Origin of the sequence: Mycobacterium stomatepiae, assembly GCF_010731715.1 — a bacterium.
In the GTDB taxonomy this organism is placed as follows: Bacteria; Actinomycetota; Actinomycetes; order Mycobacteriales; family Mycobacteriaceae; genus Mycobacterium; species Mycobacterium stomatepiae.
This window is the reverse complement of record NZ_AP022587.1, coordinates 2,466,416-2,491,983: the sequence shown is the minus strand read 5'-3', so window position 1 is coordinate 2,491,983 and position 25,568 is coordinate 2,466,416. Positions and strand designations below refer to the sequence as shown.

The following is a 25,568-nucleotide window of genomic DNA, read 5'->3' as shown; positions in this document are numbered from 1 at the left end:
GATGTTTGGCCGAAGAATTTCTTCGATCGGTAGGTCGGCACCCAGCGAATATCGCTGTGTCCTACCTCGAACAAGAACTCTCCTACGCCGACCTACTAGGTAATGCAACTGCCATATCGCATGCAATTCAGCGGCGCGCACCTGCCAACGCTATCGTGGCCCTTACGCAGCGGCGCGGTTTCGAACTGATCGCCACGATCGTCGGAATAACAATGGCGGGATGCGCCTATCTGCCGCTGGACCCCGCCTATCCGACGCGCCGTCTGCAGTACTGCCTACGCGATAGCGGCGCGTCACTGCTTATCGGTGACAATGTGCCGGGATCGGATGTGCAGACTGTTTCATTCACCAAGGCAGTCAACGAAAGCCGCCACGCTGGCGACGCCGCCATACGTACGGCCGCCAGTAACGATCCCGCTTACATTATCTACACCTCTGGGTCCACCGGAACGCCGAAAGGTGTTGTGGTGGAACACCGCAATGTACTGGCGTTATTCGCCGCCACCGCAACAGAATTCAGCTTGTGTGAATCCGATGTCTGGACGATGTTCCATTCATCGAGCTTCGACTTCTCCGTCTGGGAAATGTGGGGTGCACTACTGCATGGCGGCCGAATCGTTATCGTCGATGAACACACAGCCCGCTCGCCTAAGCAGTTCGTTGAGCTCGTTGACCGGCAAGCGATCACGATCCTCAGTCAAACCCCCACAGCATTTGCACCTTTCAGCACCGAGGCACTGGCGACCAAAGCGCCCCTAGACGCGCTACGGCTAGTGATCTTCGGAGGGGAACGCTTAGAGCCGGCTGGGCTTGCCGACTGGATCTTGGCCCGTGGCACCAGCTCACCGGAGCTAGTGAACATGTACGGAATCACCGAAACCACCGTGCACACAACGCAGCGGCGTCTAGATATCAACGATGTGCAACGCACAGGCCGCAGCCCGATCGGCCGGCCCTTGCCCGGCCTAGGGATTCATTTACTTGACGCAAGCCTGGCGCCAGTGCCAGAGGGCAAGGCGGGCGAGATCGTAGTGACGGGTCCCGGTGTGGCGCGTGGCTACCTCAATCGCCCTGAGCTGGACACACAACGATTTATCACGTTGCCGCTGGGGCTTTGCGGTTCGCTCGTGCGCTGTTACCGTTCGGGGGACATAGCGCGCCGTGACGGCGACGACTTGGTGTATCTCGGTCGTGCTGATGCGCAATTGAAGGTCCGCGGATATCGGATCGAGCCTCAGGAAATCGAGACGGTGCTCATAAGCATCGATGGGGTGAATGCTGCTGCGGTCGTCGCCGCGCAGGCCGGGCCCGGCGACGATCGGCTGGTTGCGTTTGTTGTGGATCATTCGCCAGTACAACGGAGACTGCAGAATGAGGCAGTCACCTGTTTGCGCCCAGCCGCGCGTGAAACGGAGATTCGCGAGGCCGTGGGCGCGTTGTTGCCCGCGCACTTGTGCCCGAATCATGTGTTTTTTATCGATGAGTTGCCTCGTAGTACAAACGGAAAAGTTGATGTGGTGTCCCTGTCCGCTCGCGCCAGCGACCATTTGTCGAAGATTTCAGGCGGAGCTGGTGCAGCCGTGGCCAGCACTAACAAGCAGGATGGATCCGATGACGCCGGCGCGGTGTTTGAGATCGTCCAGCGCGTCTTGCGGTTAAACCCATTTGAGCCCGATCGGGACATCTTTGACGCCGGCGCAACCTCGCTGGCCGTCGTCCGGCTGCTGGCTGAAATTAACGCAGTTTTGGATCTTGAGCTAGTACCGGCAGATCTGGCCGATAACAGCAGCCCGTCCGGAATCGCTCGGGTGGCCGCTGAGCGTCGCAACTTCGCCGCCCCGGCTGAAACCCCTCTCGCGCGCGCAGTTTCAACTAAACCTCCTCGACGGAAAGGCGCTTCATTATGACAGGTCAACGCGTGGATGCTGGGCTGAGCGCCGACGAAGTCGCTGCCTTCCGGCAGCGCGGTTTCCACTACCCAATCAAGGTGTACGAGCCCGATGTGATTCGTGACAGATGGCGTCACGAGCGGCTCGCGCTCATGGATCGAAGCCACGCCGTTTATAGCGAAGATCAGCTATCGGGATCGACGAACATCTCGAATTACGATCGACACCTTGATTCTACGTTCCTGGCCGAGCACATTTGTCATCCCGAGATCGTCAGCCGCGTCAAATCTGTGTTGGGTCCCGATGTTTTATGTTGGCGCAGTGAATTTTTCCCCAAATACGGCGGGGACGAAGGAACCGATTGGCATCAAGCCGACACATTCGCTAATGCCTCAGGAACGCCCCAGATCCTCTGGCCTAACGAAGTTAAGGAATTCGGAGGGACAATTACCGTTTGGACTGCCTTCACCGACGCCACTATCGAAACGGGTTGCCTGCAGTTCATTCCTGGCACGCAAGCCGAAATGTTCTACGACGAGACTAAATTCATGAAGTACGACCCAGACGTCGCCAACCTGGTGAAGGACGGCGGTACGCGGCGCGGCTTTTTCGGTTATGACTATCGGGACTTGCAGAAGGATCCCGACTGGCAAGTGCCCGCTGAGAACGCTGTCTCCATCGAACTCAAAGCCGGGGAAGCTGTGATGTTTTGGTCGACACTCATGCACGCTTCGCACCCACACCTAGGAGGCGAACGGCCAATGCGGCTAGGTTATGTCGGCCGCTACGTACCAACTTGTGTGCGTGTGTACCCCGACACCGAGGTAGTCGACGAGTATGGCGGAACGATCAGCCTCGATAAGTATGGAGCGATTGTGGTCAGCGGTCGCGACACCTACGGCCACAACCGCCTTGCCACCCAAACCACCCGCGGCTTTCCGTTCCCTGTGCGATGACCGCAATTGCCGATGCCGTGCTGCGGATCGCTCCGCTAGCGCGGGAGTTAATTTGCCCCCTGGCGTTGCCCGGCGAGTCAGAATCCACCTTCGATCTGTTTGTCGCGGCAGGACTGCGCCGGCCCATCGATGATCAAAGAACCGATACGCCGGCGCACGCCTTCGATCGGATCGCGGCACGGGCATTAGACGCAGCGCGACGACTGGACCCGCAAGCCAGCGCGCCTGGTACCGATGCCGCCGAAGCCATCGCTCAGTCCCGGTGCCGCTCGGCCTGGCTGCGGGGACGATCCTTTCGGATCACCCGACCTGACGGCATCGTGGTAACAGGCAGTGCCTTATGCGAGGCTGACTCGACTCCGGTGCTTTTTCTGGGAGCTCCAGGCCTGCCGCTGGAGCTGCTGGATGCTTGGGCAGGGGCGTTGGCCGCGCACGCCCCGGTAGCGGCATTCGCAACACGCGGGCTATTCGAACGTGACCGGGCCAACATTGCGGAGGCCGACCTGAGCGTGACCGCCCAGGTCGCAGACGCGGTGGCGGTCTTGGACTATCTAGGCTGGACGCGCGTCAGGGTTCTTGGGTTCTGCGGCGGCGCCACCATTGCACTTGCGCTGGCGTCAGCCGCACCAGAACGCGTAGACGCGATCAGCTTGTGGCTCGGGGATTACGAGATCGGCTCTAGCGACGCGAAAAGCGAGCATCAGCGAAATCTGCAGGCCCTCATGAACATGGTGCTCGACGGCACTCTGCCCGTCGAGATTTTGCATCAGAACATTGTGTCGTCGATGACTGCGCTATCCGATCCCGAACTTGCGCCTCTCGCCGTGTATCCGTACGCCAACTCGACGCTGCTGTGGGACTACTGCCGTATGAACTCCTCGGTCATGGGCACCGACTGCCGACCGCACCTGGCTCTTATTAACGTTCCTGCGCAGATCGTGGCCAGCGCTAGCGACACCACAGTGCATCCAGCCGGGTCGGCATGCGTATCTCGTTGTCTCAGCACGCCGTTGGTTCACATCAACGGACTCGATCACCTCGGGATTTTCCATGCTCCCGATGACTGCGTGGCGTTGGCACTCGCATTCCTAGCCAACCCATCACCGACGACGACCGCAAGGAAGTCGAGTACACGTCCCCTTGAACGCAATGTCCAAGGATTTCACCCGATCATTGCCGACTAGGCGCAGGAGAACACAGTTGAGCTTCGCGGCTTACCCACCAACCAGTGGCTTCCGGCTCTGCCACCGGTCGTTAGGCGGCAATGCGCGATTCGGCGTTGGCCCTGCCACGCCCTTCGCTGGCGGAGATACCAAACTCGTATGCGGACAATCGGTTTCGTGATTGTCGACACCGTGAACACGTTCCAAACTCCAACATGTGTCGGCTTCTAGCACCCGTTAATGCCCGGGAGGGCTTTCCTCATCGGCACGAACACCAGGGACTGGAATCAAGGGGGGATTGATGAGCGAACTACTCAGCGATGAGGTCTTAGCTCTATTGGACCAGTGTTGGTCCGCCAAACTGGTCGACCCCAGCGAGAGCCTCGTGGGACAGGGGCTAAGTTCGTTGGCCGCTACCCGATTCGCCGTTGAACTGTCAACCCGATTCGGTATCGACGTCACGGTGGCTGACTTTGCCGTCGGCGCCACCGTGACCAGCCTGTGCGACCTCATCAAATCCCACGCCATCAACAAGACATCACAGTCCCACACAACATCTCTAGCCGATGCACCGACGATGTCCCACCCGGCTCCCGAGCAACTGACAGCTGGGCTGCTGCCGCTGCAACAGGCCTATCGCGTCGGCGCCGACCCCAGCTTCACTGACGACCCGGTCGGCTGTCACCTGTACCGCGAGTACCAACTCGTTGGCGCCAGTGCGATCGCCCGGTTATCCTCCGCGTGGACAGCCGTCGTGCAACGCCATCCCTGCTTACAAGCGCGGCTCACCGATACCAGTCGACTGGCCTTTGATGTCACACCCGAAGCGCACGTCCGCAGCGTCGACAACGATCGCTACGACACCGAGGTCGCGGCCGTGCGCGACCGACTTGCCAATCGCGTCGACCGCCTGACTGAACTCGTTCGCGCTGAAATTGTCGGCGACACCACTCGTGCCACCATCCACCTCAGCATCGATGCAATCAGCACCGACGGATTCGGCGTGCTGTTGATCAGCCAGGAACTCCTGGACTTCGCCGACGGCACGGCGCCAACAACTCCGCCGACCCAGGCGCAAAAACTAGTCTCGCTGATCGAAACGCTGCACACCCCAGCCGATCTCGCCGATATCACCTACTGGCAGAATCGACTTGCGGGTGCGCCCCTCGGATTGCTAGCCGACGCCACCCCTACCCGCCCGCCAGACAGTGCACCTCCCGCGCGACGATCCGTCCAGCACACCTTCGAGGCCGCGTTGTGGGAGCGCCTTAAGGGCCGAGCGCGGAGCCTCGATATTTCACCCACAGCGCTCGTGCTAGCAGCCTTCGTCGAAACGCTATGCGCCGCCGCCGGCCAAACCAGCGCCAGCGTCGTGATGACGACAAGCAAGCGCGTCGGATTGCCGCGCTGGGCGCGCCACGTCGCCGGTCCATTCGCCTCAAGCCTCGTCTTACCTGCTCGGCCGGATCCCGGCGAGACAACCGACGACTTCGCCATCCGGCTGCACCGCGAGCTGTGGAAAGACCTGAGTCACAGCAGCGTATCCGGCGTCGAGGCGATTCGCCGCATTCCAGGTGAACCCATTGCCGCAGCACTTCCTGTTGTTTTCACTAGCCTGCTCGACGCCACCCCTGACGGCAGCAACGCCGCACTTTCCCCTGTGTCAAGTGCCTGCCAAACATCCGGAATTGCTCTGGAACAACAGATATGGGAAGTTGACCATGCGCTATTTCTGCGCTGGGAGATCGCCGATGATCTGGTCCCCAAGCTGCAAACCGATCGAGTCTTTGCCCGACTTTGCAACCGCCTGACTTATTTGGCTGCCGATCAACAAGAAGCCGACGTGCCCAGCGTTCTACAAACCGGCTACGCTCTGGATCGTCTGACACGAACTATCGGAACGGCGCCCGACTGCGCAGCGGTGTTCTCCGTCAATATCAAACCGGCAGCGGTAGCAAGGATTCCGACTGTCTGGCGGGATGTCGTCGCGGCCCGCCCCAGCTTACGGCAGGCTGTCACCCCCGACCTGGTCCAGCATCAACTCACGCCACCGTCCGAGGCAATGATCGCCGCCGAGCATCCTCGGCACGAGGAGAGCTTCGATGATGCGCGGCGACGCATTGCGGAGGAGCTCGCAGCCACCCCGCAGCCGCTAGGCCGGTCACCATCCACCGAAGTGGTGTGCCTGACAGGTCACGATCCGGACGGTAGCCAGCAAGCCTGCGTCATCGTGCGCTACGACCTGCTCCTGTCTGATGCACCCGGACTCCACGAAGCAACCCGAGCCCTAGCGAGCGGATTAGCTGGTCAATCCCTGCCGAACAGCACGCCGCCGGAAGCTCACACCGAGAGTCGCGCTCCCTCAGCCTCGATCGCCGAGGCTTATTGGGCCGCCAAATTCGCGCAATTAACCCCCGGGCCCGAGCTATCACCCGATCCCATGCGCACGGCAGCACATCAATCTTCGACGCGGTGGGTCCGCTGCGAAGGCATCCTGGCCGGCGTCGACACCCTGCAGATAGCGTGCGTAGACCGTGATGTCGAACTCGACTGGCTCCTTGCGGCCGCCCTCGCCGACGCATGGCACCAGCACATCGGCCATGAGGTCGGCCTGGTGTATGTCGACTGGGCCCGCCCGGACACCGCCGTCACAGCCCGGGACCGAAGCCGACTGGCATGGATTTCTTCGGCGCGCAACCTAAACACGACTCTGTGGGATCAAGCCGCTGCAATCGGCCTGGTTGTGGCGGCCGACCATACTATGGGCAGCGAAGCCGCCATATGCGCGCTGCGCCGCAGTGGCCGGACCTATCCAATCGCCTATACCAGCGTCACCGACTGGGGTGACACCGACCCCGCTGATTTTGCGTGGATTACCGAAACTCCGAATATCAGCTTCGACGCGGTCGGTGCTATCGCTGGCGGGTACCTGCGATTGCGCGCCGACGCCGCCGCCCACGACTTGAGCGCGGGCACACCACAACAGGTCTTCAACCGGTACCTTGCCACCGTGCGCCGCCTCGCCAGGGAATCGGCACCTGCGGTCGCCGTCGCGAACACACGTCCCGGTCCCGTCGCTGAAACCGATACCGTGGTCACCATCGGCGCCACGCAAGCCGAACTCGCCGCCGCCGTCGCGCAATGGAACTGCACCGCACAGCCTTTCGCGGCACCTGGGCCAATCTTTCAGCGCATAGAGCAGACAGCGGCGCGAACTCCAGAAGCCACCGCATTGCGATGGCGGGGTGGCATCTGGACTTATCGGCGCCTCGACCATGTAGCGAATGCCATTGCCTGGCAGCTTCGCAACGACGGATGCACAGCGGGGGAGAGTGTCGCGGTGGTGGTCCACCGCGGTCCGATGATGGTTGCCGCGGCGCTCGGAGTGCAGAAAGCGGGCGGCGCCTATGTCCCCATTGAATTTAGCCAGCCAGTGCTGCGTGCCCACTCGATGCTCGAAGCTGCCCGCTGCAAACGTGTAGTCACCACAACGGACACAACGTCATGGCTTGACCCACAGATTCAGAGGCAGATGCGAGTCATCTATGCCGATGAGAGCACCTCGCGGCCCCGCCCGCCTGAACCCATCACCGACGCCGATGACTTGGCGTACATCATCTTTACCTCGGGCAGCACTGGCGAACCCAAGGGTGTAGCTGTGCCCCACCGGCCCATCCACAATTTGCTGAACTGGTGTCAACGAATGTACGACTTTAATTCCAGCGACTGTGGACTGTGCGTAACCTCCCTGGGATTCGACCTGTCAGTCTTTGACATCTTCGGTCTGCTCAGCGTCGGAGCGTCTCTCTATATCGCCGATACCACCGAACAACACGATCCCGCAGAACTGATCGGCGTTCTCAATCGAGAACCGATCACATTCTGGAATTCGGCGCCAACAGCTTTAGATCACCTGCGCTCTTACTTCCCCGGCATAACACGGGACGCACAGTTGCGGATGCGGCTGTTCTTCCTTAGTGGCGACTACACGCCTCTGTCTCTGCCCGTCGACCTCATGGGCGTCTTTCCTGCTGCAACTCTGGTGTGCCTTGGTGGCGCCACCGAAGCGACGGTGTGGTCGAACTACCACGAAGTACACGGTGTAGAGCCCACCTGGCGCAGCATCCCTTACGGGCGACCCATCGACAACGCCCGTTATTACATCCTTGACGACAAGCAGCAGCATTGCCGACCCGGCCAGGAAGGCGACCTCTACATCGCTGGGGCTGTCCTCGCCGATGGCTATGTGAATCAGCCCGAACTCACCGCCGAACGGTTCGTCGCCGAGATCGGCCACGAGAACCAGCGGATGTATCGAACCGGCGACCGAGCGTCCTTTTTCCTCGACGGCAGTATCGAATTCCGCGGACGCGCGGACGCACAAGTCAAGGTCCGTGGACACCGCATCGAACTCGGAGAAATCGAGCATGCGATCGCCGGAACGGGCCTGGTGCGCGACGCGGTCGTCGCCATTCGACGCGGACCAACAGGTGACGAGCAGCTGGTCGCCTACCTTATTGCCGACGGGCTAAACACCCCCACGCTGCGCGCGGCGCTGCGAGATCGACTCCCTACCTACATGGTTCCCAGCCACTTTGTCAGCCTCGCCCGGTTCCCGGCCACCCCTAACGGCAAGCTAGACCGCAACCAGCTTCCATGGCCGCCGCCGGTTCCCACGAACGACACCACTGCAGCCCTTGCAAACTCCACCGGTGGCGCCGACTACGTGGGTTGGCTGTCGGAGGTTGCCGAAGACCTTCTCGGCCGCTCAATCAAGCCTACTGAGGACCTGTGGGACGCAGGTGCCACGTCGTTCACCGTGGTCCAACTCAGCGTCCGTCTACACGAACACCTTGGGATTCGTATCCCACTAAACGCGCTCGTAGCCCGTCCAACGATCGCTGACATGGCACTGTGCATTTCTGCGCGCGTGCAGACCGACACCGCGGTCGTTCGTGGCCATACCACCGACAGCCAATCGGAGATCGCCGTCAGCGACCTGCTCTATGACGTCGTAGGCAAACAAGCGTTGGCTTCGTCGCGGATCACCCGCCCCACCACCAGCGATATCACGATCGAACTGCCGCGTCTGTCCGTGCCCGCTGCGTGGCCCGGCTGGCGAGGCACTCATCGCGAATTCACCGATGCTCCCGTCGACCTCGGCCAGCTCGGGGCGTTGCTGGGGTGGGCATGCACTCATTCCGACGCACAACGCGAGGATCGGCGAATGTATCCATCGGCCGGTGATACCTACGCCGTCCAGGTATACGTATGGCTCAAAGACCAGCGAGTAACCGCTCGGGCCGGAACATACTGGCTTGATCCAGCAAATAGCGTGCTCCGGCAAGTCGACACTACCGGGATTGACCGGCGCGCTCACATCGCCTACAACCGGCAACTAGCCGACGGGGCCGCTGGAGCGATCTTTCTGGTCGGTCAACAACGGGCCATCACACCGTTGTACGGGGACGACGCCCAGAAATATCTGTTGCTTGAGGCCGGCTACCTATCTGAGCTTCTCATGCTTGCCCAGCCGACCTCAGGTGTGGGACTTTGCCCCATCGGCGGCATCGACGAACGCTACGTAGCGTCAGCGCTCCAGCTCGATGAGGACCAAAAAGTGCTGCACACCCTTTTGTTCGGTGCGTTCGGGCCCGGCGCTCACACAGACGTGCGCATGCCGCTAGCTATTGGTGACGCTACCGCGCGGGTTCACCAACCATCAGATACCTTCACCAGCGGTCCTAGCGAATCCCTCGAAAGCGTTCTGATTTACGGGTATGCAGCGCGGTTCGCCAGCCTGGCGAACGCGGATCAGTTGTGGACAGCCATTTTTGAAGGCGAGACCGAGGCCCAGGCCCTAGACCCCGAAAATCACTGGTTGGCCGAGTCACTGAGCGTGGCCGCACCGCTAGACCACGACTTGCGTGGTGTCGACACGGCACTGTTCCCATGGGCCGACAAGGATGACTTGGACCCGCAAGCACAACTGCTGTTGGAGCTGATCTGGGAGTGTCTTGAGCGGTCCGGGGTGACACCACAATCCCTCGAAAGCCGCGGTCGGGTGGGCGTTTTCGTCGGTCACCTGTGGCCTGGCGAACCGCGCTCTGGCCTGGCATCGCAGATCGCTAACCGGCTGTCGCATACTTTCGGCTTCAGCGGCCCCAGCATCGCCGTCGACACTTCATGTACTTCATTTTTGACTGCGCTCGACTGTGCTGCCACCCAACTGCGGGATGGTCAATGTTCCGCGGCGATCGTTTGTTCAGCTAATCTCCTTGACCACTTAAGCCATGTGCGCGCGCTCGCCGATCTCGGTTTCGTCGCCACCGATGTTCCGGACGGTGCATATGACCCTAAGCACCCCGGCTGGATCGTTGGTGAAGGTGGAGCGGCGGTACTGTTGGGTACACATCTTGGCGTTGGACCGTTGGCCGTCGCGCATGCTGAACTACAGGCAACGGGTATCGCGTTCGTTGGTGACGTCGGTCGCTTCGGGGACCCCGCACCTGCAGCGCAGCGAACAGCCCTAGTAGCCACACTCGAACGCGCTCGATGCGCACCAGCTGACATTGACTACGTAGAACTGGCAGCGTCGGGAGCGATACTGTCCGACGCGGCCGAACTCGAGGCGATCGACGCGACATTTCCCGACGGGATATTAGCCGGGACGATCAAGCCCATTGTCGGCCACTTGGAGGCCGCATCCTCGGCAGCGCAACTCGTCAAGGCGTTGCTATGCCTGAAACACGATCAAATACCCGCTACCCGGATGGCCGCCGATTGCGACGATCTGATCGACACCGGCACGATGAAGGTGAACCTGCCGAACGGGCCGACTAACTTTCCGCGACATAGCAATCCACGGCGCATCCTCATCAACGCTGTTGGGGCGACCGGATCTCTCGCTCAGGCTGTGCTAGCTGACCCGCACCCCAATCCTCATCCCGACGGTGACGGACCGCCGATACTGCTGTTGTCGGCAGCTACGCCCAGCGCCCTAGTGATTCTTGCGGACCGGTACGCCGACGCGCTGGAGTCGGCCGGCGCTGACACTCAATGGACGGCGGTGTGCGCCACGACTCAACTTGGGCGGGTCGCTCTGGCTCACCGCCTGGCCATTGTGGCCAGCAGCGTCGACGAATCCGTCAGCGCGCTGCGCTGCGCCGCAACTGACGCCTCCCATCCCGCGTTGCACAAAATGCTGGCAGGCCCTGACGTCGCCGACAGCCGTTGGCGCAACATTCTGCGGCGTTGGCTTAACGGCGAAGACATCGACTGGACATCCCAGTGGGCGGCGTTACCGGCCGTTGCTGATCTGCCTACTTACCCGTTTGAACACAGTCGCGACTCTGTAGTCCCGCAGTTGACGAAGCAGCGCACCGCGGATTGGTTGCCGGTACTGGTCGGCCTCTACGCCGAAGCCGCTGAGATCGACGATCTCGCCACGATCACCACTGACATCCCGGTTGCTGCCCTAGGACTGGACTCTCGCACCGCGGTCCGCTTCGCCCACACTGCTAACGCATACGTCAAATCTGGTCGGATACCTGCCACGCTGCTTTATACGCACCCCACACTCGCTGGGGCGGCTGCGGCGCTGCAGAGTCAATACGGTCCGCCGCACATCCAGGGACCGAAATCGGTATCGAAGGAATCCGTGGCCCCGCGCGGGGCAAGCGAGCAGGACGGGCAGCATTTGCCCGATGTCGCGCCGGCGATTGCCATCATCGGAATGGCCGGCAGATTTCCCGGCGCCGTCACCGTTGAGCAGCTATGGCAGAAGCTATGCGATGGAAGCGATCTGATAACCGATGCCATCGAAAGGCCCGAGCTGGCAGCGTTACCAGCTCACTTACGCCGCGGTGGCTACCTGGACGACATCGCGTGTTTTGATCCGTTACTGTTCGGTATCGCGCCGGTCGATGCAGCGCGGATGGATCCACAAGAGCGGCTGCTCCTTGAAGTGGTGTGGGAGGCGCTTGAGGACGCTGGTTATCCCCGCTGTCGCCTCGCCGAAGCTCTTGGCGGCCGGGTCGGTGTCTACGCAGCCGTTATGCACAACGAATACCCGCTCCTGGGTGCCGATGCATCTAACGCTGTCGAAGCCGTTGACATCGGAGGTACCCCCGCCGGGGTCGCTAACCGGATCTCGTACCACTTTGACCTGCATGGACCTAGCTTCACGGTCGACGCGATGTGCGCCTCGTCGCACGTGGCTCTCGACTTGGCCACCCGGGCGCTGCGATCCGGAACTGTTGAGGCCGCGATTGTCGTCGGAGTTAACATTAGCGTCCACTCAAACAAGACCGTCCAACAGGAACGGCTGGGCATGCGGTCAGCAGCAGGCCGATGCGCCACGTTCTCATCGGCAGCCGACGGCTTCGTCGCCGGCGAAGGGGCGGTTGCGCTCGTGCTGCGCACCGCCATCAGCGCACGCCGCAGTGATGACCGCGTCCACGGCCTACTACGAGGGATCGCGATCGCCCATGGAGGCAAGACGGCCGGCTACACCGTACCCAACCCTGCCTTCCAGACGGCAGCAATTAACGGGGCTCTCGCGGATGGCGGAATAGCTCCACGAGACATCGACTATGTCGAAGCGCACGGTACGGGAACGACCCTAGGTGACCCGATCGAGATAGCTGCGCTTCGCGCGTGTCTAGACCACGACCGCGACCGGCCCCTACCAATAGGCTCGATTAAGACCAATATCGGGCACCTTGAGGCCGCCGCCGGCCTCGCCGGGGTGGTCAAGGTGCTGCTACAGATCCGGCATCGCCAGCTGGTGCCCTCATTGCACTCACGGCCCCCTAATCACGAGATCGAATGGGGATCATGCCGTGTCGCCGACAGCCTTGAGGCGTGGGCTCCGCCATCTGGACGTCCCCTGTTGGCGGGCGTCAGCGCATTCGGTGCCGGCGGCGTCAACGCCCACGCCATTCTTCAGTCCCCCCCGCCTGGCCCAGATGGCGCCGACGAGAACCATCCTGTCGATGTCGAGCACCAACCTGTCCAGTTGATGTTGTCCGCTGCAACCCGGGATCAGGTACGGCAACAAGCGTCCGCCTTGGCAGACCGGCTTGAGGGTGACGGGACTCTACGGCTCATCGATGTCGCGTTCACCCTGCAGGTCGGTCGCGAGCGACTTCGCGAACTATGGACCTGCGAGGCAACCGATCGTCTGGACGCAATCGACCGACTGCGAGAATTCGCTGCAAACCAGGACGCCAGGATCTCAAATCCTGGTCAATGGAGCCCCACCGGCTACCAGCCGCCGAAGACACCCCCTGGACGCATTGTCGGCTTACCTTCCTATCCATTTGCGCGAATGCGGTGCTGGGCAGATACGGCAACACCTTGGCCGATCCGTCATGACACCATCAATAGTGCGCACCGCACTTGGCGGCGGCTACTGACGTCAACCCCAGCGGATGCTGGCCGGCTGGTGGTGGTGGCTAGCGACGCCGATTCGGATCTGGTGCAGTCCCTCGCCGACCACTGGTACCGGTCTGAAGGGCAAACACAGCCCATGACGGTTGTCGCTACCGCGCAAGCGGCAGCACCCCTACTCGCGCCGTCATCAGGCTCGGCCACGCTCGTTCTGCTTAACGACCTGCCGCGAGTTCGGACCTCGTCTTCGCCGACCGACGACGGCTGGCGGAACGCTTACGAGCTGGTCAGGGACGCTGCAGCACGCCCGGTCGATGCCGCGTTGCATGTCATCCAGGTCGCGAACGGCCTGTTGGAGGTCTCTGAGGCGCCACCGGATCCCGGCGGCGCCAGGCTAGCCGGACTGCTCGGTGCTCTGGCGGCAGAACATGGCAATCTGGATGTCACCATCCTGGATCTATCCACGACGGCGCTTCTCGACGCAGCTGAGCTAGCAGGTGCGCTGCGAATTCTGGTCGGATCAAAAGTGCGTGGGGAGGTCTGTTGCTCTCGCGGACCTCAGGGCCTGGGCCTGCTGGTCCCCGAATGGACCGAAGTAACCGCAACCACCGCCAGCGCAGTCCTGTCGTCGTACGGCACCTACTTAGTCACCGGCGCCACCCGGGGTATTGGTTTGCTGGTGGCGCGCCAACTCGCCGCCTGGGGGGCGCGGAGGCTGGTACTTGCCGGTCGTACCAGAACGATGGAATTCGATACGGCTATCACCGAGCTTCGCTCAGCGGGAGTCGAGGTGGCCGTCTATCTCACCGACATCACCGACCGTCGTGCGCTCGATTCATTTGTCGGCGAACTTTGTAGTCGTTGGGGTCCGATCCGTGGCGTCGTACACTGCGCGGGCGTGTCCTCGCGCGTCGGCGGTCCGCTCACCTCCGCGACCTGGGACATGCTGGACATGGTCAGTTCCCCGAAAAATGACGGAATCCGCGCCCTGCTCGACGTGATCGACCATCACGCGTTGGATTTTGTTATCAGCTTCAGCTCGCTGTCCGCAGTCGTACCCGCGTTAAGTGCCGGCGTCGGCGACTACGCCGCCGCCAACCGGACCCTCGAGTTGCTGGCCGACACTGCCCGCCGCAACGGACTGCCCGGTATGGCCACTATCGCCTGGCCCGTGTGGGAAAGCTCCCGAGCCGACGAAACCGCGCGTGCGGCATGTCGCCGTGCTGGGTTGGATCTGCTTGACGATCACGCCGCGCTAGCTGTGCTGAGGTTGGTCATCGCCGAAGCAGTCGCCCATCGCGGCGGGCGGTGGGCTGTGGCTCCGGTAGCCGTCCTGCACGCCTCCGGCAGTGGCAAGCCCGTAGCCCCTTTGCCAGCAGGCCTTCCCACTGTCGACCAGTTGTGCCCGCACACAACGACAGAACCCGTAAACGTGGACTGGCTCATCCAAATCGTGGCGTCACACTGTGGATTGACGGCCGACCAGATTGATCCAACATGGAAGCTCGGTGACCTGGGCGTCGAATCGGTCATGCTGGCCCGACTGACAGACGACATCGAAAAGCACCTGAAACGACCGGTTGAGCCTGGGACTTTGCTGCAGTTCCCGCACCTCACCGACCTCGCGGCGGTTCTCACGGCGCCTGGCGCCCACCCCGTATCAAGCGAGCTGGAAAAATCATCACTGACTACGCCCGCTCGCCCACCCATTGTCGCCGACCACCAGCAATCCATCGCCGTCATTGGCTTGGCTGCGAGGATGCCCGGCGCGCCCGACTATCAGACCTTTTGGCGGAACCTCGCCTCTGGGACCTGCTCTGTCTGCGAAGTCCCCCCAGGGCGTTGGAACGTCGCCAGAATTTATGATCGAAATGGCGGCGCCGGTAGGTCCGTTTCGCGTTGGGGTGGATTCATCCCGGGAATCGAGGACTTCGACCCCGACTACTTCCGCATGAGTGAAACCGAGGCAGCGGCGCTAGATCCCGCGATCCGACTTGTGCTCGAGCAGGCCGAACACTGCCTCGCCGATGCGGGCCGAGATCGCGAGCAGTTGGCGGGAGCTCAAGTCGGCATCTTCATCGGCTCTCGAATGGGTGATTACCGCCGCCGCGTCACCAAAGCAGCCAGGGACGCGGCGTTAGGTGGCGACCAAAACTTCATCGCTGCTCGACTTGCGCAGCATCTAGATACCCGTGGCCCCAACCTCGTCATCGATTCCGCCTGCTCCTCGGCGCTCTCAGCGGTGCACGTCGCCTGCCAAAGCCTCAGAGCTGGTGACAGCGAGCTCGCCATCGCTGGGGGCGTGGACATCCTTCTCGACGAATCGGTGTACGTACAGTTCACCCAAGCTGGCGCACTATCGCCGGACGGTGTATGCCGCACCTTCGACCAGGGGGCCAATGGGTTTGTGCCCGGCGAAGGATGCGGGCTGCTGCTGCTAAAGACGCTTGAACAAGCTCAGCGTGACGGCGACCGGATTCATGCCGTAATCAGAGGCAGCGCCCTCAACAATGATGGCCGAACGATGGGTCTGACTACGCCAAGTATTGACGGCCAAAAGCAAGTCGTCAGCCTCGCCCTTGAACGCGCTGGGGTAACCGCGTCACAGATAGGACTGCTCGAGGCTCACGGCACCGCCACACCCATCGGCGACCCTATTGAGCTCCGAGCACTGACTGATGTTTTTCGCGCTCAGACCGAACGCAGTGGCTACTGCGTGATCGGAAGTGTCAAATCCAACATAGGACACTTGATGAGTGCCGCGGGTATCGCCGGGTTACTCAAGGCGATCTTGTCTATCGAAAATGACCTTCGCCCGGCGACATTGTTCTGCGATCGTCCCAATCCACGTTTTCAGTTCGAGTCATCGCCATTTACCTTGGCTCGCACCGCCTTAGCCTGGCCAGATGGACCTCGCCTAGCTGGGGTAAGCGCCTTTGGCCTCGGCGGCGCAAACGCGCATCTCATCGTCAGCGAAGCCCCCGGCGATCATCACGCCCGCATCAGCCCGCTACCGGCGCCAGTCTTCCGTCGTCGCCGGCTCTGGGTCGAGGCTCTCGATGCAATCACGAAGTCAGCATCTGCCGACATGCACCACAACCCGTCAGACGAATGGACGTCGTCGTTGCTTGATTTGAACTTCTCGCCCCCGACGTTCACTTCAGTGCAGAACTTCGCCAAGTCTCAAGCCACAGTGAGTACTGATGAAGCCGTTGGCGAAACTTGGGATCTCACAGGAGGCCGGAAACGTGCGTGAGGCTGCACCGATCCACGCGACCTTCACGTTGCGCCACGACGATTTCGTGATGCAGAACCACCGGGTGCACGACACTTCCGTGCTGCCTGGCGTTGCACTCCTCGATGTCGTGCTGAGATGTTTGGTCCACCACAACATCGCGCTAGAAACTGTGACACTCGAACGGATTCTATTCTCCGAGCCGTTAGCGACAACCGAACATATCTCGAGAAAAGTCAGTGTCGTCATCGAACTACCTACCGCCACTGCATCCGGTCGAATAAGGGTATCGAGCCAAGCCGTCCATCCTGGCGATAGCCCTACGGCATCGGCTACCAATATGGAGGCCAGACTCGTTCTCGGTACGCCGCCCGTCGCCGCGCCCGCGCTTCCAACGATGCAGAAAAGCGACCGTGTAATTGCGATGAGCGAATTGTACCGACGTGCCCGCGCCGAAGGCATCCAGCACGGTTCCCGCATGCGATGCACGGGCGACCTGCGAGTCAGGGGCCAAGCCCTAGTCGCTGAACTTGCCCTTGAGCAGCCTGGCCAAGAACAATTCTTGTTACATCCCGCCGCGCTGGACGCTTCCACAATTGCCGCCTACGGCCAGATGGACGCTGCGTCCCGCGAACCATACATCCCGATATACATTGACCGATTCGTCTGCGCCGCGCCCTTACCCGCCAAATTTCTGCTCTTTGCACCGCAGGCCGGGACTCTTGCCGATAGCACAGAGATCATCGAGAACGACTACTGCCTCTACAGCCCTGATGGTCGGTTGTGCGCAATATTTGAAAAGCTGAGCTGCAAACGAATCCGGACCCCAGACCTCATCACTCGACTCGTTACCAATTCGTCTGACCCCGGACCCAATAACCGGCCGGCGATTGCCCGCCACGATGGCGCCCCCGCCGAGTCGTTCGAACAAACACCTCGAACGTATACACAGCTGCTGCGCAGCTGGATTGCCAAGCTGTTCGATACCGAGCCGGCCGACATCACCACGAACACCGGCTTCTACGAGCTCGGTCTGGATTCGACCGCCATGGTCGACCTCGCAGGACGACTTGAACAGGTCGTGGACACTCAGCTCTATCCAACATTGCTGTTTGAGTACACCGACATAGACTCGTTAGTCCACTACCTCGACAGCGTCCATGGACCGCTGCCCATGACCGGTGCCGGAGAACAGCCCGACATCTCCTCGCCGCACGACCAGCGGTTGGGCACGATTAGCCCTGCCCAATCGGGCAGTAACCCATCCGCCGTTTGTGCTTTCCTGGCGGCGCCCGTACAGATCCGCGACCCGCAGCTCTCGCCTTGTGCAAACGAAGTCCTAGTAGGTCGCCACATCGTTGCCAGCGGTCTCGACGACAATACTGTACGAATCCTCAAACGTCACAACGCAAACGTTCACATCTGCTCCGGTATGGACTTCAGCGGCGAGCTACCCCTGGTCTCCTCCGCCTCGAACCCGCCCGCGGTCGTTCTGACGATTCAGCCCGACTGCGACGCCGAAGAGGTCACCCAGACCCTCGCGAGGGCGGTAAGTCAAATTAGCGCCGGCACAAGCGGACCCGTTGATATCGTCGTCATCGCCTCCCTAACCGAGCTGCACGCCAAGACCGAAGCCGCGACGCGAGCCACAGCAGCCTTGCTTCGCACCGTTCGGCAAGAAGCCCCTCGACTTCATGGCCGGATCATTCGCTGTAGCGCCGAAACCGTGGGCGATGCCCTCGTCGACGAGCTTGCACGTGCTCAACCGTTGTCAGAAACCGCCGGAGTCATCACGTGGGCGCCGGGCCGTCGAACCGTCGAAGCTTTATGCGCTACCAGCAAGCAGTTTGGCGACTTTGGTGCTGCCGACGCCACCTCGACGCTGACCGGCGCGGTATGCGTGATTTCCGGAGGGGCGGGTGCGCTGGCCCAGTTACTCGCCGAAGATCTGATAGCCCGCCACGGTGCACGAATCGCGCTTCTGGGCCGATCTACCCCCTCGGAGCACCTGTTGCAGAGGTGGGCTAATCGCGCGGAGTCCGCGGCGGTGACCTATCACCGCTGCGACGTGGCCGACCCGGCTCAAGTGCATCGCGCGCTAGCTGACGTTCGACGGTGCCACGGACCCATCGAAGCCGTCTTCCACCTGGCCGGCACCCGCCATGACCAGCTGCACCACAGGATCACAGCCGACGCCATTACCGAGACCTTCTCCGCCCGAGTGCGCGGTTTCCAGCTGCTCGATAGCGCCACAACCAACGATCCACTGCGGTGGTTTATTGCCTTCTCGTCTTTGGCGGCGTGGCTGCCCAACGCCGGACAAAGCGCATACGCCGCTGCCGAAGCCGCCCTGGAAACGCTGGCGGAGCAGCGCGCCGCCAGCAGTGACCGACCAGGACGCACCCTGGCTCTTTCCTGGCCGTTATGGGCCGACGGGGCGATGGCGATGTCCGCTGAGCAGCAAAGTCAAGCCACACGCCGCACTGGCTTACTGCCGCTGCCTACCGAGGTCGCCATCAACGGCTTCGACGCGGTGTTGACTTCCTTGCGTGAAGGGGTCGCCGCCGTCCTCTACGGGGACCGGGACCAAGCCGGCTGGGTCCAACCGGCCATGGCCACCGCCGACAACGAGCTGGAAACGTCCACACCAGAGCCATTGTCTACCAATGCATCGCTGCCCCAGATCACCGGCCAAGATCGCCCGCAGTCGCTTCAAAGTAAACCAACTATCTACCGCGGTCCGCTAGAACTCGCCATTGTCGGCCTGGCCGGACGCTACGGAACCGCTGAGACACCCGACGAAATCTGGGCAATCCTGTCCAGCGGAACAGACAGCATCCAACCGGTACCAGTGCAACGCTGGGTCGGCAGGGGAGTCCCGACAACCACGCTGAATGCCGCCGGACAGCGACACGGCAGCTTCGTTGATAGCTGGGACCGATTCGACCCAGCCATGTTCCGCATCTCTCGTCGCGACGCCGAGCGGATGGACCCCCAGGAACGTCTATTTCTGGAAACATGTTGGACCGCAATGGAAGAAGCGGGTTATCCCGCAACCAACCTTAAGCGCCGAGACGTCGGGGTTTTCGTCGGTGTGATGTGGAATCACTACCAGCTTGCCGCCGTTAAGGAAGCAGCGCCGACCGCCATGCACGCCGCCATCGCCAACCGAGTGTCATACGCACTCGACCTCACCGGACCGTCACTCGCCGTCGACACTGCCTGCTCGTCGTCCTTGACAGCAATAAGCCTGGCCGCCAACGCGCTCGCCGCCGGCCACTGTCACATGGCACTGGCCGGCGGCGTCAACCTCACCACCCATCCCGCCAAATACCTTCAGCTCGCCGAAGGCGGATTTCTGTCCGCCGACGGCCGGTGCCGGACATTCGGTTCCGGCGGAACAGGTTACGTCCCCGGCGAAGGCGTCGGCGTTGTCCTCTTGCGCCCACTTGCTGATGCACTCGCCGACGGCGACCACATCTGGGGAGTACTTGAAGCAGAAGCGATTAACCACTCGGGGCATTCCAGCGGATTCTCCGTTCCTACTCCCGTCGGACAGGCCGAAGTGATCACAACGGCCCTGCACCGCCACCACATTGACCCCGACACCATCAGCTACGTAGAAGCCCACGGAACGGGCACTGCGCTAGGCGACCCAATCGAAATCGACGGATTGCAGCGAGCCTTCGGCAACCATCGGAAGCCCGCATCAGTGCCGATCGGCTCGATCAAATCAATAATCGGCCACCTCGAGGGCGCCGCAGGCATCGCCGGCGTCACAAAGGTGCTGCTCCAATTCTGGCGTAAGCAGCTTCTGCCCTCGCTGCACGCGGAAACCCTCAATCCCAGTATCGACTTCACGTCCTCAGTTTTCAGCGTCCAACGCGAATTGGCTCCCTGGGCCAAACCGGAGGAGACGCCCCGCCGCGCCTGTGTATCGGCTTTCGGCGCAGGCGGCGCCAACGCCCACGTGATCCTGCGGGAACCGCCCCGAGCTCCCTTGAACCAAAGCGTAGGACCGCAGGATTTGTTCCCGATATCTGCGCGAGATATCCAAGGACTACGGGAGTACGCCGCGCGACTCGCCGCGCGACTCCGCGCACTCGAAGAGCCCGGAACCGAACCCCAAAGACTCGTCTCAGAATTGCTGGGCGTAGATGCCACCGAAATCCGATTCGACGACACGTTGGAGTCACTCGGGCTGAGCCACAGCGAGACGCATTCTCTAGCCACTCGCCTTGGGCGCACACCCCTTCTGGATGAGCCGATCTCATCATGGATCGGCGCCAGCGCAACGCCCGTGCTCGCGGCGGTCGCATTCACCTTGCAATGCTGCCGAACTGGACTGCAAGAACGCACCATCCTCATCGCCCACAGCTGCACCGACCTCGTCCAAAAACTGACCGCATTGGCTAGCGGGATATCTGAATGCGACACCACCGACATCGTCGATAACAAGTGGGAGCCCACGGTGCGGCGCTGGCTAGCGGGCGAAGATATCGACTTCGCCTCGTTATGGACCAATCGACCTAACACCATCCACTTGCCGGTACCCGCGCTAGGCAGCGGCCGCTATTGGGTCGGGGAGTGGCAAGCCCGACACCAGGCCACGGAAGAAACCACGATCAACCCATCAACACCCATCCGCCCCCCGATCGGCGAAAGTGAGAAATCAGTGCCGAATAAGGGCCCTGAGCCCGATGGCTCCGACCTAGTCAGCGTCACCGAGTTGACCGGCGGCATAGCTATCGTGGCCATGATCGATTCAAGTCACCACAACATGTTCACCACTGCACTGTTGGCACGGTTGGAGCATGAATTCGCGTGCATCGCCAGCCGTGACGACGTGCGTGTCGTCATCCTGACCGGTACCGAACGAACCTTCAGCATGGGCGCCACCCCCGAAACCCTTGAACAGCTGGCTCGTAAGGAATCGACCTTCACCGCAGCGCCCTTCCTATTCGAGGGCCTACAGCGCTGTCCGGTACCGGTCATCGCGGCCGTACGCGGCCACGCCGCTGGCGGAGGGTTCGCATTTGCCCTACATGCCGACATAGTCATCCTTGACCTCGACGGGACATACACGGCTAACTTCGCCAAATACGGGTTCACTCCAGGCCTGGGCGCCACCGCCGCCACCGCCGGCAAGCTCGGAGACGTGCTCGCCGCCGAAATGTTCTTCACTGCCGACACCTACTCAGGACGAGAACTACGCGACCGAGGCGCAGCAGTGCGCTGCGTCCCGTCCGAGGACGTATTGGACCAGGCACTAACGATCGCGCGCCAGGTCGCTGCCTTACCCCCCGATCCGATCAGGGGAATGAAAGCTCAACGCGGCCAACATGAATTAGAGAAGATTCGCCAAGCCGTCGACAACGAGATCGTGCTCCACGACCAAGTACTTGGCGACAGCGCCGTCGCAGCGGTTCGCGCACGCTTAGCACCCCGATCCGCACCATCTAGCATCGGCACCGTCCCCTCCGGAGCCATTAAGTCCCCGAAGGACCGAAAGCCCAGCCGAGGCATTTCAGCTAACAACGAGACGCTGGCAGCGATTCAAGAAACCGTCGAGACGGTCCTGTCTCAACAGCTGTTCATTGAACCCGACGAAATAAACCCCACTAGCACCTTCTCTGAGATGGGACTCGACTCGCTGGGAGCCGTGGAACTGGCTACCCAACTCAATAAAACCTTCAACCTCAACTTGGAGTCGGTATTCATCTACGACCACCCTCGTCTGAAGGATCTCGTTGACGCGGTTGCCACATTCATCCCGGAAACCCCCCGTGCGCCCACAACCCCAGCGCCGTCGGCCAATGCCGACGAACAACTCACTCGACAACTCCTCGCGACCCGCCTCAATAAGCCCGACCACTCCCGGTCCACCCGAGGCGGCGAAAACCGTAGTGCGCAGGTCACATTACCGAATCCGCAATCCATCCAGACACGGCCGATGGACTCACCAACACTGCTGTCCATCCGTCCCCGCGCTAGCTCCGCGGTGCACGAGAGCAGATCAGCAGACCCCAAGGGTCGGCAAAGCTCCACAGTCCCGGACGACGCTCGACAAAAATCGTTCGACCCGATTGCCATCGTCGGAATGTCGGCTCGATACCCCGGTGCCCGCAACCTCGACGAACTGTGGGCGCTACTGCGCGACGGCGAGTGCGCCACACACGCAGTAACTGCCGCCTCCTGGGAGCGAAGAGATGAAGTCGCAGACCCCGCCCACGCGCCAGGACCCATCATCGGGCAGGCGGCGCTCCTGGAAGACATAGATCGCTTCGACGCCGCATTCTTCGGAATCTCGCCCCGTGAAGCCGAACTCATGGATCCGCAGCAACGTCTGTTCCTTGAACATGCCTACCTCGCCCTCGACCACGCCGGGTATGCTGTCGGCCCCGAGACGCCGATCAACTGCGGTGTTTTCGTCGGCAGCGCGTCGGGCGACTATCTGCAGTACCTACGCGCCCGAAATGAATCAGACTCCGGTCAAACCTTCCTCGGCAACTCCACGTCGGTGCTCGCCGCCCGAATTGGCTACATGCTGAACTTGCACGGACCCACAGTGTCACTTGACACCGCCTGCTCCTCATCGCTTGTGGCACTTCACTTGGCCTGCCAGGCCATTCGCAGCGGCGACTGCGACATGGCACTCGCCGGCGGGGTCGCACTGATGACGACAGCCCAAATGCACACATGGAACGCGCGCTCGGGGATGCTATCTGCGCGTGGGCGGTGTGCATCCTTTGATGCCAGCGCCGACGGGTTCACGCTCGGCGAGGGTGTCGGAGTCGTTGTCGTCAAGCCACTATCTGCTGCCATACGCGACCGTGACACAGTCCATGCCGTCATTCGTGCCAGCGGGATCAACGGTGACGGTAAAACGAACGGTATTGCCGCGCCGTCGGCGGCATCGCAGCTGCGCCTCATGCACCGCGTCCATGCTGACGCCGCAATCAGCGCCAACGATATTAGCTACCATGAGTCGCACGCTGCCGGAACACAACTCGGTGATCCGATCGAAGCGAAAGCCCTCGCCGAGGTTCACCGAGATCGCTCACCGCAGCGAGGTCCCTGTCCAATCGGATCAGTCAAATCAAATCTGGGCCACACCACCTTGGCCGCCGGAATCGCTGGGCTGTTGAAAGTCGTACTGTCCATGCGGCACCAGACCATCGTGCCGACCCTGCATTTCACTGAACTGAACAAAAACATACCAAGTAACGGCCAGCTGGCCGTGGTGACCAAACTCCAACCCTGGCCCGCTGAAAACCGGGTTGCGACGCTCAGTAGCTTCGGGGTATCCGGGACCAACGCCTACATTGTGCTAGCTGACGCGCCAACGTCCGCCAGCCCCAACTGTCCCGCGGCTGAGCTGGATACCGATGCTGACCTCATCCTGCCGGTTTCGGCGCACTCATCGCCTGCGCTAACGGAGCGCCTGGCGCGGCTGGCCGACGACCTCGCCGACGAGACACCGTTGGCCGATGTGGCGTTCACCCTTTGTGTAGGCCGCGCGGCGATGACCCACCGCGCCGTCGTCTGCGCCGCTGACGCAGAAGAAGCCGTCGAGGCAATCCGTAGCGCGCTGGCCAGCGAGCTCCCACCAACCGTGATCGGAACGCTCTCGGCGTCGCACGAAGAACGTGCCCAGGCATACCTCACTGGCGCCGACATCGACTGGTCTTCAGACGCCCCTCGCTCGGGCCGCCGCATCGCACTTCGTCCATACCCACTCGGAGACACTCGGCACTGGATCGACGACCCAAGACCTCACGAGTACACCGAGAACGCCTGGCTCCGTGATCACAGAGTCCTCGGTAGATCGCTTGTCCCCGCGGCCGCCCTTCCCGCCTACATCGCCGCCCGCCTCGAACGACCCGTCGAACTATCCAACTTGCAATGGCTACGGCCAGCAGATACCGACGACGCCAACCGGCTAGGGCTAACGACCCAAACCAGCGCCGACGGGACGCGGCGGTGGTGCCTTGAAATCGACGGGACTCCCGTCGCCCAGGCAACCGACAACAAAACCGGTGCGAGCCATCCCGACCACATCCAAACGCCCCTCGGCTCCGCACAAACCGTCCGAGCCACCAATCTCTACCGACGATTCTGGGCAGCTGGGATCGAATACGGATCCAGCTACCGTCTCCTTGCCGAAATCCGCCGTACCGCCGATCAGGCGGAAGCCACTCTGCGCATCAAGGCCGAGACCCATCCAGTTCACGTGATCGACGCAGCTCTTCAGCTCGTCGCCGCACTTATCGGCTCCGACAAAGACGCCGCCCCGGCCGTACCCAGCTCCGCCGAGACACTTGCGATCTACGGCGATCTGCTCACCGCTCGGACCTGCAGTGCGCTCCGGCGCGCAGATGGCAAATTTGACATTCTTGCCCGCGACCGCGCACACCGGCCGATTCTGGCGGTCACAGGATTCACCCTTGCACCGCTAGGCGCCGGCTCGGGCGGACGGACCACGCTCGACATTCTGCTTCCTGCTTGGCTTCCGATCATTCCCCAGCAACAAGCGAGCATTACGGATAACGACGGCGCGGCGGTCATTGACCTCACGAAGCCTGCACCGACGACGGCCGAACATCTCATCATCGACGCCCGCCAGATTAGCGACGATGGCCTTGACGGCGGATTACAGAACTTGCGCAACCTGCTCGCCTCTGCCGCCCGACCCAATGCGACTTCACCACCGTCCACGATTACCGTAGTAACCGCGGGCGCCTCGGAGCTATCAGGCGCCCAACAGCGCCCTTCGCAAGCGGCTATCCAGGGCCTCGCTGCGGCCGGACGCTCCGAGCTCGCGGGCACAACTTCGATCCGACTCATCGATGTCGACGCCGGCATCGATGATCCGCTGGACGCGATGCGCCCACCCCAGGGCACCGATGCGGTGCGCGCCGCCGATGGGCGG

Annotated in this window: 5 protein-coding genes (1 of these 5 cut by a window edge); all 5 read left to right on the top strand. The window is 61.9% G+C overall.

Annotated features, from left to right (window positions below):
• Window positions 1-5: 5 nt before the first annotated feature.
• Window positions 6-1,907, top strand: a complete 1,902-nt coding sequence (locus G6N54_RS11675) for a non-ribosomal peptide synthetase (protein ID WP_163790299.1) — start codon at window positions 6-8, stop codon at window positions 1,905-1,907.
• A complete protein-coding gene (locus tag G6N54_RS11670; RefSeq protein WP_163790298.1) occupies window positions 1,904-2,845 on the top strand; it encodes a chlorinating enzyme in 942 nt (313 codons plus the stop codon). The genes G6N54_RS11675 and G6N54_RS11670 overlap by 4 nt, the downstream gene beginning before the upstream one ends.
• On the top strand, window positions 2,842-4,029 hold the full coding sequence (locus G6N54_RS11665) for an alpha/beta fold hydrolase (RefSeq protein WP_163790297.1): 1,188 nt from the start codon (window positions 2,842-2,844) through the stop codon (window positions 4,027-4,029). Before G6N54_RS11670 ends, G6N54_RS11665 begins: the two co-directional genes overlap by 4 nt.
• Window positions 4,030-4,309: 280 nt before the next feature.
• Window positions 4,310-16,657, top strand: a complete 12,348-nt coding sequence (locus G6N54_RS11660; protein ID WP_163790296.1) for a non-ribosomal peptide synthetase — start codon at window positions 4,310-4,312, stop codon at window positions 16,655-16,657.
• Window positions 16,605-25,568: the 5' portion of an SDR family NAD(P)-dependent oxidoreductase gene (locus G6N54_RS11655; RefSeq protein WP_163790295.1), read on the top strand. It continues 11,412 nt past the right edge of the window; 8,964 of the gene's 20,376 nt are visible here — the first part of the coding sequence; it begins with the start codon at window positions 16,605-16,607; its stop codon lies off the right edge, out of view. Before G6N54_RS11660 ends, G6N54_RS11655 begins: the two co-directional genes overlap by 53 nt.